Origin of the sequence: Staphylococcus sp. Y174-1 (assembly GCF_049897865.1) — a bacterium.
Taxonomy (GTDB): Bacteria; Bacillota; Bacilli; order Staphylococcales; family Staphylococcaceae; genus Staphylococcus; species Staphylococcus saprophyticus.
Window position 1 is genome coordinate 967,600 of the sequence record NZ_JAFCXB010000001.1, and the last position, 13,603, is coordinate 981,202.

At 33.7% G+C, this 13,603-nt stretch carries 12 protein-coding genes and 1 pseudogene; 4 read left to right on the forward strand and 9 right to left on the reverse strand.

Annotation, left to right across the window (positions count from 1 at the left end; all coding sequences use genetic code 11):
* Position 1: 1 nt before the first annotated feature.
* The 4 genes from ACP7BT_RS04785 to ACP7BT_RS04800 form a co-directional block, all read right to left on the reverse strand.
* The gene (locus ACP7BT_RS04785; RefSeq protein ID WP_011303534.1) at positions 2–826 is read right to left on the reverse strand and encodes a sulfite exporter TauE/SafE family protein; all 825 of its coding nucleotides are present in this window, start codon (positions 824–826) and stop codon (positions 2–4) included.
* A gap of 10 nt (positions 827–836) precedes the next feature.
* Positions 837–1,685: a DUF72 domain-containing protein gene (locus tag ACP7BT_RS04790; protein WP_002483830.1), complete on the reverse strand. Its 849-nt coding sequence runs from the start codon at positions 1,683–1,685 to the stop codon at positions 837–839.
* A 198-nt stretch (positions 1,686–1,883) separates the two neighbouring features.
* Positions 1,884–2,951: an NAD(P)H-dependent flavin oxidoreductase gene (locus ACP7BT_RS04795; RefSeq protein ID WP_041079618.1), complete on the reverse strand. Its 1,068-nt coding sequence runs from the start codon at positions 2,949–2,951 to the stop codon at positions 1,884–1,886.
* A 116-nt stretch (positions 2,952–3,067) separates the two neighbouring features.
* The gene (locus tag ACP7BT_RS04800; protein ID WP_041079620.1) at positions 3,068–4,087 is read right to left on the reverse strand and encodes a hemolysin family protein; all 1,020 of its coding nucleotides are present in this window, start codon (positions 4,085–4,087) and stop codon (positions 3,068–3,070) included.
* 265 nt (positions 4,088–4,352) lie between these two features.
* Here ACP7BT_RS04800 and ACP7BT_RS04805 point away from each other — a divergent pair.
* Positions 4,353–4,505, forward strand: a pseudogene (locus tag ACP7BT_RS04805) (zinc ribbon domain-containing protein); the annotation flags it as partial.
* A 286-nt stretch (positions 4,506–4,791) separates the two neighbouring features.
* Here ACP7BT_RS04805 and sufB read toward each other — a convergent pair.
* From sufB to sufC, 5 genes are all read right to left on the reverse strand, one after another.
* Positions 4,792–6,189 (reverse strand): Fe-S cluster assembly protein SufB, encoded by a 1,398-nt coding sequence (gene sufB, locus ACP7BT_RS04810; RefSeq protein WP_002483834.1) that lies wholly within the window; start codon positions 6,187–6,189, stop codon positions 4,792–4,794.
* 189 nt (positions 6,190–6,378) lie between these two features.
* A complete protein-coding gene (gene sufU / locus ACP7BT_RS04815) occupies positions 6,379–6,828 on the reverse strand; it encodes a Fe-S cluster assembly sulfur transfer protein SufU (RefSeq protein WP_011303539.1) in 450 nt (149 codons plus the stop codon).
* Positions 6,818–8,056 (reverse strand): cysteine desulfurase, encoded by a 1,239-nt coding sequence (locus ACP7BT_RS04820; protein ID WP_037538939.1) that lies wholly within the window; start codon positions 8,054–8,056, stop codon positions 6,818–6,820. The genes sufU and ACP7BT_RS04820 overlap by 11 nt, the downstream gene beginning before the upstream one ends.
* Before the next feature lie 158 nt (positions 8,057–8,214).
* A complete protein-coding gene (sufD, locus tag ACP7BT_RS04825; protein WP_002483837.1) occupies positions 8,215–9,522 on the reverse strand; it encodes a Fe-S cluster assembly protein SufD in 1,308 nt (435 codons plus the stop codon).
* A 101-nt stretch (positions 9,523–9,623) separates the two neighbouring features.
* Positions 9,624–10,385 (reverse strand): Fe-S cluster assembly ATPase SufC, encoded by a 762-nt coding sequence (gene sufC, locus ACP7BT_RS04830; RefSeq protein ID WP_002483838.1) that lies wholly within the window; start codon positions 10,383–10,385, stop codon positions 9,624–9,626.
* 353 nt (positions 10,386–10,738) lie between these two features.
* On the opposite strand from sufC, the gene ACP7BT_RS04835 reads away from it, so the two are divergent.
* The 3 genes from ACP7BT_RS04835 (at position 10,739) to ACP7BT_RS04845 (ending at position 13,306) form a co-directional block, all read left to right on the forward strand.
* Positions 10,739–11,584 carry a DUF368 domain-containing protein gene (locus ACP7BT_RS04835; RefSeq protein WP_037538904.1) on the forward strand — a complete coding sequence of 282 codons (846 nt, stop codon included), beginning with the start codon at positions 10,739–10,741 and terminating at the stop codon, positions 11,582–11,584.
* A gap of 143 nt (positions 11,585–11,727) precedes the next feature.
* The gene (locus tag ACP7BT_RS04840) at positions 11,728–12,750 is read left to right on the forward strand and encodes a hemolysin family protein (RefSeq protein WP_002483840.1); all 1,023 of its coding nucleotides are present in this window, start codon (positions 11,728–11,730) and stop codon (positions 12,748–12,750) included.
* A 133-nt stretch (positions 12,751–12,883) separates the two neighbouring features.
* Positions 12,884–13,306: a hypothetical protein gene (locus ACP7BT_RS04845; protein WP_052463669.1), complete on the forward strand. Its 423-nt coding sequence runs from the start codon at positions 12,884–12,886 to the stop codon at positions 13,304–13,306.
* Positions 13,307–13,603: the final 297 nt, after the last annotated feature.

A 13,603-nucleotide genomic window follows, 5' to 3' on the forward strand; every position in this document is an offset into this window, starting at 1 on the left:
TTTATAAAAATGATTTAATGATTAGATATATACCCATTATGAGCATGACTGCACGCAATAATGTAACGACAGTATTCGATTGAATGGATCGATTAATTTTGACACCTAATTTAGCACCAAAATAACTTGCTATAATTAAGATGATTGCATAACCCCAGGCTACGTGACCTTGTACGATATGACCTGCTGAACTGACAACACTTGAAAAGAAAATCATCATCATACTCGTACCTACCGCAACATGCGGTGGGAATCTAAATACAATGAGCATTAGTGGTGTCATTAAAGCACCGCCACCAATACCAAAGAGTCCTGTTAAAATACCAATAAATAATGTAGCCACAAATGCAACCAATGGTGGTACGTGATAGTGATATGTTTCCCCATGACCATCCACATAGGTTTTTTCATATTGTGGTTTCGCAAATACTTTTAAAGGCTTAATTTTATTTCTCACCATCAATAGGATGGCAACTAAGATTAAAAATATACCAAAATATAAATTAAATGATTCTAATGTCAGATAACGACTTATGATTGAACCAATTAATGAACCTGGTAGTAAGCCAAATAAAAATATCGATCCATTCTTAACATCAACTTGTTTTGTCTTAAGATAACCAAGTGTGGAAGATAAGCCGGTTACAATTAATATAACAGAAGATGTTCCGATAGCAATTTGAGGTGTTATGCCGTGTAACAAATCATTATCCACACCTAAGTATACAATTGTCGGAACTATTATTATGCCGCCACCAATACCTACTAAAGAGCCTATGACCGCTGACAAACCACCAATTAAAATCAATAATATAATTGTTAACATCTTATCGCTCCTAGAATAATTTTAATTGCTGTGGTGCTAATCCTTCGTAATCTATGCCCAACAAGCGTTGGTATGTTTTAGCATTTTGTGCTGCATGACCACCAGAATTATTATTAAATACAACATAAATTTTTTTGGCTTTATGTTCTAATACTTTAACTTTATTCACTAAATCTTGTAGTTCAGATTCACTGTAATCATATAGATATCTCACGTCGCGCCATGCCTCGTCGGTCATGTCCTTTTTCGTCCACCCGTGAACATTCCGACCATGATAACGTACAAATGCTTTTTCATGCGTGATTCTATTGACGAGCGGTATAGACCCTTGACCTGCTTGTGGTTCATCACAAACAGCATGGATGATGCGTTGTTGCGTTAAAAACGCCAATGTTTCTTCTTTAAATTGATCATTAAACCACGATTGATGCCTAAACTCGACACATATCGGAAAGTCTTTTAATTGTTCTCGCACGTATCTTATATATGTAATATTCGGTACGGTACAATCAAACCATGGTGGAAATTGAACTAATATCATAGCGAGTTTACTTTCATCTATTAGCGGTTGTAACATATCCTTAAATTGATCAAAAAGGCTTTGTCTTGTTTCTGCATAATCATGAAAATCAGCATGAAGTGTTAGTGCTTGATGTATTTTAACAATAAATTCAAAGCGTTCTGGTGTTTCTTTAATCCACTTTCTTATATTCCTTTCAGGTTGTATGGCATAATAAGTTGCATCAAGTTCCACTATTGGAAAGTGACTTGCGTATGTAATTAATTTATCTGTTTTTCGTTGCAAATCCTCATATAATGTATCGTGGTCGCCCCAACCTGTTAATCCAATATTTATCATATCTATCACCAAATTAATGATACCACAGATGATTTATGATATTCACTTGATTAAATTCAATTTACGATAACTTTAAAAAACTAAAGATTTTTATTTCAAATGATTTACTATGTATCATAAAAAATGAGACTAGCAACTTAATAATTCATTAAGCCTTCTAGTCTCGTCTTTGATAATTTTTCATATATGGCGTTGCAGTTATCGATTCATTATTTCATTTGCTTGTTTAACCACATTTTCTATTAGTGCCCAAGCCGACATATGTTGTACAAGCCTTGGACTTTGACCACTCCATAAATGTGTCCACTGCGCATTACCTTTATTTGCGGCTTCTTTGCGCAATGCATTTGTCAGTTGATTTTGTATCGGATAATCTGGAATTTCATCATCATATTCATTCATTTTATGAATAAATTCATTATCTATGCCTCTTGCTGGTTTACCAGTAATAACATTAGTGACAACTGTATCCGTTTCTTTACTTTGACTAATTGCATGCTTATATAGTTGACTTGCACCACTTTCATCTGATGTTAAAAATGCTGTGCCCATTTGAACACCTTCTGCGCCTAATACCATACTAGCCACTAATCCTCTACCATCCATAATCCCGCCTGCTGCTACGACTGGGATATTGATTTGATCAACCATTTGAGGAACTAAAGACATGGTGCCAATAAGCGGTGTAAGTTGGCTTGCAGTTTCAGAAAACGCGCCTCTATGACCACCTGCTTCACTACCTTGCGCAATGACCATATCCATTCCTGCAGATTCATTGGCTATTGCCTCTTCAACACTTGTTGCTGTGCCAATTAATTTAATATGACGTTCTTTTAATTTTTCAATAACTGTTTGTTCCGGAATACCAAATGTAAATGAAACCGCAGGCACACCTTTTTCAATAACTAGGTCAATCGCATCTTCAAATTGCTGTTTTTCAGTCATATTGATTACAGGCTCTTCTATATTAAATGCACGTCTATAGGGCTTTAACCATGCATTCATATGTTCCACTTTTTCAGGGATGTATAATTTATCACTTGGTACGAATAAATTGACTGCATAAGGTAAATCCGTTAATTCTTGAACATAAGTAATTTCTTGTTCTAATCTATCTGATCTAAAATATCCAGCTCCAATTGTACCTAATCCACCAGCATTACTCACAGTTGCAACTAATTCAGGTGTCGTTGAACCAGCCATGCCCGCTTGAATAATTGGATATTTTACATTCAATAACCCAGTAACTCTTGTAGATAATTTCATACCAACATACTCCTTTAATACACGTCTAAGGCAAGTCGAGACGCAGACTACCTTATCCGTTTTGATTTGATCAGCAACCAACTCAAATTCACACTAGATAGATACTTCCTCAAAAACTATTTTTCACTATATGCTTTTTTCTGTAATTCTAATTTTTCCTTTTCTTCTTCGTCCATTTCATCTTCAATTTCCATTCCGAGCATCTCTTCAATCAGATCTTCATGAGAAACAATCGCATCGGTGCCACCATATTCATCTAACACAATCGCTAAATGCTTTCTTGAAACTGTCATTTTTCTTAACACCCACTCGGCTCTATTGTGCTCATTCACAAATAAAGGTTCAGATGTATAGTTTAAAATATCATTATCTGGTTCACGACTCCATGCAAGTAAGTATTTAGAATGGAAAATACCTATCACATCATCTATATCTTCATCATAGACTGGATATCTAGTGTAAGGCTTTGATACGACTGTCTCATATGCATCTTCGTATGAAACATCTGATGGAAAAGCTGTAACATTGATGCGTGGTGTTGTATCTATATCTGTAATCTTTAATTGCTCAAAATCCATGACACCTTGTATGCGATTTCGTTCTATTTCATTAAACGCACCTTCACTGCCTGCAATCGTCACCATCTGTCTAATTTCTTCTTTAGAAAAGCGCTTTGTCTCATCTGTACCATTTGATAGTGCTTTATTTATCAAATCTGTTAATGCATTTAATATCTTAGTGATTGGTTTAAAAATAAATACAAAAAATGAAATTGGTGTATAAATCAAACGCGACATTCTGTCAGGATAAGTGGCAGCGATAGATTTGGGTATAACTTCCGAAATAATGATAATTGCTATCGTAGTTACTGCTGTAGCTAACCCAACATTAATCCCCATATCAACTGCAAGAATTGTTACAAGTGTCGGTAAAATAATATTTGCAATATTATTACCTATTAAAATCGTAGTTATAAATTCGCTCGGTTTACTTAATAACTTTGCGAGTTTTCCGGCTTTTTTGTTTCCGTGTTGTGCATCTGTTTGTATCTTCATCCTGTTTGCAGCAGTTAAAGCTGTTTCACTTCCTGAAAAGAAAAATGAAGCAAACAAAAGTATGATTATAGCAATAATCATCAGTGCAAGACTCCTTTAGCAATCATTATTAAAAAACTTTATATTTTGATATTTTATTCCCTAATCCTATATATGATAAACACGCTTCCACTTGATAAATTAAATGATATAGCATATATCTAAAACCGAAATAAAGTTTATACGGTGTAGCTTCACTTTTTCATCATCCTCATGTTAAAGTACTTTATCACCATAATTTGCTCTACAAATTTAAATAACAGACAAGAGTATTTCTATGGCCAAAGTTCAATAATGCCAAAGTTGTGGTATGCCACTTGATAAAAAAACACCAGTTGGTACAGAAAGTGATGGTATTTTATCGAAAAAATACTGTCTTCATTGTTACCAAGATGGTGCTTTTACAATGAACCTAGATTTTGATGCAATGTACGCATATAACCTGAAAAGATTCCAATAATCCGATATGAATAAAGTTCAAAAATTCTTTTTAAACAAAATGTACACAAAAAAATTCATGGCAAAATTAGATCGTTGGCGTAAATGACACTAAGTTTATACACTATGTAATATGGCAAGCAATGTATATGATTACTTCCAACATTGAACCTGTATGTTTACACTGAAATCATATCAAAAAAACACGAGTATACACTATAGTTAAAGTATCACTTGATGCACACTTTAACCATAGGTATTACTCGTGTTTTATTATTTTATAAAAGAAAGTTAGAGATTAGAAAATCTTAACCAATACTTCCTTCCATTTCGAATTTAATTAAACGGTTCATTTCAACAGCATATTCCATTGGAAGTTCTTTCGTGAATGGTTCAATGAAGCCCATTACGATCATTTCTGTAGCTTCTTCTTCAGAAATACCACGACTCATCAAGTAGAATAATTGTTCTTCAGAAACTTTTGAAACTTTCGCTTCATGCTCTAAAGAAATATTATCATTGAATACTTCATTATAAGGAATTGTATCTGAAGTTGACTCATTATCTAAAATTAAAGTATCACATTCGATGTTTGAACGCGCACCTTTCGCTTTACGACCAAAATGAACGATACCACGATAAACAACTTTACCGCCATCTTTAGAAATAGATTTAGAGACAATCGTTGAAGAAGTATTAGGTGCTTTATGAATCATTTTAGCGCCTGCATCTTGAACTTGTCCTTTACCAGCAAATGCAATCGATAATGTGCTACCTTTAGCGCCTTCGCCCATTAGTACACAGTTTGGATATTTCATAGTTAATTTAGAACCTAAGTTACCATCAACCCATTCCATGTTACCATTTTCGTATACTAATGTACGTTTCGTTACTAAGTTATAAACATTGTTTGCCCAGTTTTGGATTGTTGTATAACGCACGTGTGCATCTTTATGAACAATAATTTCAACAACAGCTGAGTGTAATGAGCTTGTTGAGTAAACAGGGGCAGTACAACCTTCAACATAGTTCACTGAAGCACCTTCATCTGCAATGATTAAAGTACGTTCGAATTGTCCCATATTTTCTGAGTTAATACGGAAATAAGCTTGTAATGGTGTATCTAATTTAATATTTTTAGGTACGTAGATGAATGAACCACCTGACCATACAGCTGAGTTTAACGCTGAGAATTTGTTATCTGCAGCTGGCACAACCGTTGAGAAATACTGCTTAAATAACTCTTCGTTTTCTCTTAAAGCACTGTCTGTATCTTTAAAGATAATGCCTTTATCTTCAAGTTCTTTTTCCATATTATGGTAAACAACTTCTGACTCATATTGTGCTGAAACACCAGCAAGATATTTTTGCTCTGCTTCTGGAATACCAAGTTTATCAAATGTACGTTTGATTTCTTCTGGCACTTCATCCCAAGAACGTTCAGTGTTCTCTGATGGCTTAACATAGTAAGTGATATCATCAAAATCCAATTCTGATAAATCCCCACCCCATTGTGGCATAGGCATTTTATAAAATTGTTTTAATGATTTCAATCTATAATTTAGCATCCATTCTGGTTCTTCTTTCATATTTGAAATTTCACGGACAATATTTTCCGTCAAACCGCGTTCTGATCTAAAAATGGAAACATCTTCATCGTGGAAACCATATTGATAATTCCCAACATCAGGTGCTTTTTTAGCCATTTAAATCACTCCTTTTATATATTAAAAAACGACTAACGTGCTAATTGATTTGTCTGTTATTTGCATTTTTTACTTTATCTCATAGAGACTGTTATTCTATCTATACATATTCACGTTTATTTATCTTGTTGTTCTTTCCAGTTTGAATGGAATTTTACACAATGTCAACGTATCAATTCGAATGAATCTTTACTCTTCTGTATTGCCTTCCTTTTCAACTGTACCCTTTTCAAGTGCTTTCCAAGCTAATGTGGCACATTTAATTCTTGCTGGAAATTGCGCAACACCTTGTAACGCTTCAATGTCGCCCATATCTTCGCTAATTTCATATTCTTCACCAAGCATCATTTTTGAAAATTCTTGGCTCATTTTCATAGCGTCAGCCAATGTGTGACCTTTGACCGCTTCTGTCATCATAGAAGCGCTCGACATAGAAATAGAACAACCTTCACCATCAAATTTAGCATCTTTAATGAAACCATCTTCGATGTCAAACGTTAGATGAATGCGATCCCCACAAGTTGGATTGTTCATGTCTACCGTCATAGAACCATTGTCTAAAGTACCTTTATTTCTAGGACTTTTATAATGATCCATTATAACTGAACGATACAACTGATTTAAATTATTAAAATTCATATGAGAAAAACTCCTTCGTTTGTTTCAATGCTTCAACGAATTGGTCAATATCTTCTTTCGTGTTATAAATGTAAAAACTTGCACGCGCTGTAGAAGATTGATTTAACCATTTCATAAGTGGTTGTGCACAATGATGCCCTGCTCTTACTGCTACGCCTTCAGTATCTACTGCAGTCGCAACGTCATGTGCATGAACATCAACCATATTAAAAGTAATGACACCTGCACGTTTGTCTTTGGCAGGTCCATAAATTTCAATACCATCTACTTCTGACATTTTATCATAAGCGTATGCAGTTAATTCTGATTCATGTTGATGAATCGCTTCGAAGCCAATATTTTGTAAATATCTAATTGCTTCGGCCAAACCAATTGCCTGTGCAATTAATGGTGTACCAGCTTCAAATTTAGTCGGTAAATCTGCCCATGAAGCATCGTACTTACTTACAAAATCTATCATGTCACCGCCGAATTCGGTAGGCTCCATTTTATTAAGTAGCGTACGTTTACCATACAGAACACCAATACCTGTTGGCCCTAGCATTTTATGGCCACTAAAGCTATAGAAATCGACATCTAACGCTTGCATATCTAGTGCCATATGAGGCGCAGCTTGTGCACCATCAACACTGATAATTGCACCGTGTTGGTGTGCGATTTCAGTAATTGCTTTAATATCATTAATCGTACCTAAGACATTAGAAACATGTGCAATCGCAACAATTTTAGTATTATCATTGATTGTTGCCTTAACATCTTCTAACGCTAATTGCCCATCTTCAGTCATTGGTATAAATTTCAAATGTGCATTTTTACGTTTAGCTAATTGTTGCCACGGCACAATATTTGCATGATGTTCCATTTCAGTAACAACAATCTCATCACCTTCAGAAACATGTGCGTCACCATAACTATGTGCAACAATATTAATAGAAGCCGTTGTACCTCTTGTAAAAATGACTTCCTCAAAATATTTAGCATTAATGAAACGTCTGACCGTTTCACGTGCACTCTCGTAACCATCTGTTGCTAATGAACCAAGTGTGTGAACACCACGATGCACATTTGAGTTATAACGTTTGTAATAATCCGCCATAACATCAATCACTTGAACAGGCGTTTGGCTAGTGGCCGTTGTATCTAAATACGCTAATCTTTTGCCATTCACTTGTTGGTTGAGAATCGGAAAATCTTTTATAATTTCAGTAACATTTAATGTATCAGTCAAATTATTCACAGGCCTTCCTTAATTAAGAATCAATAATCAGACCTTAGTAAAGGTTCAATCATAACTTGTAAAACGTATTTAATAACCATTTACATACGTTCAAATTTTGACATCACAATTTAATTACTACTGTCCTTGACTACATTTATTTTTGTTAATTATTTGTTTACTTTAAGTTCAATTACTTCACGTAATTGGCGTTTTACATCTTCGATAGGTAATTCACGTACTACTGGATCTAAGAAGCCGTGAATAACTAAACGTTCAGCTTCTTGACGAGAAATACCACGACTCATTAAGTAATAAAGTTGTTCTGGGTCTACACGACCAACAGAAGCTGCATGTCCAGCCTCTACATCGTCTTCATCAATTAATAAGATTGGGTTAGCATCTCCTCGAGCATTTTCAGATAGCATTAATACACGAGATTCTTGGTTTGCATTTGATTTCGTACCACCATGTTTAATATAACCAATACCATTAAATACAGTTGAAGCACTTTCAAGCATAACACCGTGTTTTAAAATATAACCAATCGTTTCTTTACCATATTGAACAATTTTAGAAGTTAAATTGATTTTTTGACTTCCAGTTCCAACTACCACGGACTTCAATTCACTTTCAGAACGATCACCGATTAAGTTAGTTGTATTATCAATAATTTGACTACCTTCATTCATTAGACCTAAAGCCCAATTAATCTTCGCATCAGCATCTGCTGTACCACGACGAATGATATGACCCGTAAAGCCTTTATCTAAATAATCAACTGATCCGTAAGTGATTTTTGAGTTAGCACCAGCAATTACTTCTGAAATAATGTTTAGTTGATTGCCTTCACCGTCTGCATTTGATAAATAGTTTTCTACGTATGTTACTTCTGCACTTTCTTCAGCAGCAATAATAACATGATTGTAAAAACTTGCTTGGTTGTCATCATGTAACACAACATATTGAATAGGGTGCTCCACGACAACGTTTTTAGGTACGTAAACAAACATACCACCGTTTAATAACGCTGTGTGTAACGCAGTCAATCTATGCTCATCTACAACTACTGCTTCTTTCATGAAATATTGTTTCACTAAATCTGGGTGATTTACTAACGCATCTGCTAAGCCTTCTACAATGACACCGTCATTTTTTGCAGAGTCAGAAACTTTAGAAAAAGCAAGTGTATTATTATGTTGGATAATTAAATTTTCTGAGTTCTCAATATCAATAATCTCTTTAACAGCTTCTGGCAATGCTTCTAATGATTGATATACATCGCCTGTCGTTTCATGTTGTTTAAATGAGTCAAAATCCCATCTATTAATTTTTGTTTTATCTGGTTTTGGCATTTCTAAAGTTTCAGTTAATTTCAACGCTTCTTTACGTAATTCTGTTAACCAAGCTGGTTCATTATGGGCTTGTGAATACTCAACAAGTTGCGCTTCAGAAATGTTCAAAGTTTCAGTCGTCATACTATTTTCCTCCCATTTGATGATTATATGATTTAATTCATCGGCTTAAATCAAGACCTTAAATCTTCATCTAAATTAATATATTTAATATGAGTTGAGACTTATTCTGCAGCACCGAACTCTTCTTTAACCCATTCGTAACCTTCTTCTTCAAGGCGTTTCGCTAATTCAGGACCGCCTGAAGTAACTACTTTACCACCATACATTACATGAACGTGATCAGGTGTGATGTAGTTTAATAGACGTTGATAGTGCGTAATGATTAATGAACCGAACTCTTTACCACGCATTTGGTTGATACCTTTAGAAACAACTTTTAGCGCATCGATATCTAAACCAGAGTCAATTTCATCTAAAATAGCAAATTTAGGTTCTAACATCATTAATTGTAAAATCTCATTACGTTTTTTCTCTCCGCCTGAGAAACCTTCATTTAAATAACGTTGAGCCATATCTTGATCTATATCTAAATAGTCCATTTCTTTATCAAGTTTCTTAATGAATTGCATTAAGTTAATTTCTTCGCCTTCTTCACGCTTTGCATTAATTGCTGAACGCATGAAATCTGCATTAGTTACACCAGTGATTTCTGATGGATATTGCATTGCTAAGAAAAGACCTGCTTTCGCACGTTCGTCAACTTCTAATTCTAAGATGTTGACGCCATCTAAGATAACTTCCCCTTGAGTTACTTCAAAGCTAGGGTGTCCCATGATTGCAGATGATAATGTTGATTTACCCGTACCATTTGGCCCCATAATTGCGTGTATTTCACCAGTGTTAATTGTTAAGTTAACACCTTTTAAGATTTCTTTATCTTCTATAGACACATGTAGGTCTTTAATTTCTAATGTTGATGGCATACATATTCCCTCCGTATTATATGATATGTTTTCCTATCTAGTTTATAATAATTTTAATCTACAGTCAAAAGACTGAGCCCTTGTTACATCATCTCATTATAACGTAGTTATAGGTGAATATAAACCTTTTCAAGTGCTAAATTAAAATCGTTATTAAAACACAATCATTTTCGATAATAATAGTAAGTATTTCTTAACTGATAAAAAACGATATCATGTTCTCAATGGTAATTTTCCGCAATATAATCAAAAATATATTTTTTACATCCTTTTTATTTTACGTGTTTCATTATTGTAATAGGCCATATTATGCTATTATCATTAATACATTTTATTTAAGAAAGGAATTGAATATGTCAAAAATCAAATGGTCAAATCTTTGGAAAGGTTTTGCGATGGGAACGACAGATCTCGTACCTGGTGTTAGTGGCGGTACAATCGCGCTCTTACTGGGTATATACGATGATTTTATACGTTCTATCAGTGGTCTTTTTTCAAAACGTTTTTGGGAAAGTTTAAAGTTTTTACTGCCTATCGGTATCGGCATGGTAGTTGCAATCGGTTTACTTAGTAAACTAATCAACTATTTACTTAATACGCATACTGTTCCAACAATGTTCTTTTTTGTAGGTTTAATTGGTGGTATCATCCCCTATTTATTGAAAACTTCTCGTTTTAAACACACTTTTACAACACCGCATTATTTATTATTAGTTGTAGGCATTATCATCATAGTAATGATGACTGTGATGAATAGTGGTGATAAGCATGCGGGAGAAACACTATCACTTTCAACAGGACTTATATTAAAATATTTTATTGCTGGCGCATGTGCTTCTAGTGCAATGTTATTACCAGGCATTTCAGGTTCATTTATGTTACTCGTATTCGGTGTTTACGGTACAATCATGTATGCTATTTCTGAATTTGTTTCACTTAACTTTGCAGCTTTACCTATTTTAATTACTGTCGGTTGTGGCGTATTATTCGGATTCTTGTGTTCTAGTAAATTAATCCAATATTTATTGTCTTATTATACTTATTTAACATACGCATTAATCATAGGATTTGTAATCGGTTCACTATATGCTGTATTCCCCGGTTTACCAAGTACAATAATGATTTGGATTATATCAATCGTTACACTGTTATTAGGTTTTGTGATCAGTTATAGATTAGGTAGGGTGACCGCCGATTAACCGTTTCAACCTAAATTATAATCATGCTTCAAAAAATCACTCAGTGTAATACGTTACACTAGCCATGAATTCTTAATTTTTATATAATAGAATATCAATCGGTATAGATTGAATAACAAATCAATGGAGGAATTAATTAATTTTTGGGAACCCTTATTAGTTTAATCACATTTATAGTATTACTTGCATTAACTGCATTCTTTGTTGCGACAGAATTCGCAATCGTCAAAGTACGTTCATCTCGTATCAATTCACTTGCTAGTGGAAATAATAAAAATGCGATTGCCGCTAAAAAAGTCGTAACGCATTTAGATGAATACCTAGCTGCTTGTCAATTAGGTATCACAATTACCGCTCTAGGAATAGGTATGGTCGGTGAATCCACTTTCGAATTTTTATTACATCCCTTATTTAGTAGTATTGGACTTTCTGAAACAATGATCCATATATTCACCTTAATCAGTGCTTTTGTTATTGCGACTTACTTACACGTTGTTGTTGGAGAAATGGCACCTAAGACCATTGCAATTCAAAAAGCTGAACAAATCACATTAATCATTGCCAAACCAATCATTATGTTTTACAAAATATTTTATCCATTTATATATATCCTTAACGGTTCGGCGCGTTTAATTTTAAAAATGTTCGGCATGCAACCTGCTAAAGAAAGTGAATTGTATCATTCAGAAGAAGAGTTAAAGCTATTAATTAAAGAAAGTCACGAAGGTGGAGAGATCTCTGAAAACGAATTAACTCATATTAATCGTGCCTTCGCTTTTGATGAAATGAAAATAAAAGACGGTTATCTACCTTTAGAAAAAGTTTCTGTTATCGATATAAATAGCGATATAAATGAAACAAAATCTTATGTAAACAATGCAAACTATACTAGATTTCCGGTAATCAAAGATAATCCAACGAACATTGTTGGCTACATTCATTCAAAAGATTTATTAAATGACAGTGTCACTTCAGTTCAGGAAATCACACACGATATCCTTAAAATTAAATTGACTACAAAATATCATCAGGTACTTGAACAAATGAAATCGCAACAAATTCATATCGCCCTTGTTGAAGATGAAAATCAACAAGCTATAGGTATCATTACAATGGAAAACATTTTAGAAAATATCGTCGGCGATATTAAAGATGAACACGATTAACATAAAATAATAAAACATAGGCGCAATAGGCACATATCATAAGACGTGACCTATTGCGCTTTTTTGTAAATTTAATTCTATATGACAAAATAACTTATGCAGAGGAGCGATCAATATTCAATACATTAAACATTTGCCTGGAAAATGGAAGATTATTGCGTCAACGTTTAATATGTGGACTTCTGGCAAAAAAGCAAATCCTTCTATCTCTTATTCAATAATAGAAAAGGAACCATTAATATTGCTAGACAAAGTACAGTATCAAACAAAATACAAAACAAAATCTATCTTAGGTTATGATAAATTAAAGGACGATCAATTTACTTGGACAGGCAAAGGATTGTTACGATGTTTCTCTAGCAAGTGGCGTATTATTTATTTAGATTCCGATATACTTATTATTCAATTTTCTTCCACTTTAGTAACAAAAGCGGGTATGGACATGCTAATCAAAGAAGAAGATGCAGGCAAATTATATAAAAAACGATTAAAGCATCAACCGAACTCATTTAATTTAAGTAAAGACATTATACAAAGTTTCCAATGGTTAATTTGATTTAAAAATTGAAAAACTAAAGTGTTTTTAATTTGTATTTAAATTTTAGGAATTAATGAACATTACAGAGCAAAATTTAATATTAGTTTCCAAACATCAAATTTTTTGAAAGACATTAAAATTAAATTTAGCGATTCATTTGAACTTTTCTGTATCGCAAATACAACAAACTATAGCGCGTTTAGTAATAATAACGAAAAACAAACGTATAGTAACTATACTTCTTTTACATGTGTAACGTAAAAAATAACTATCACTCGTCTTTTACTTTGTAGTTTTAGTTTTAAATAATGCCGT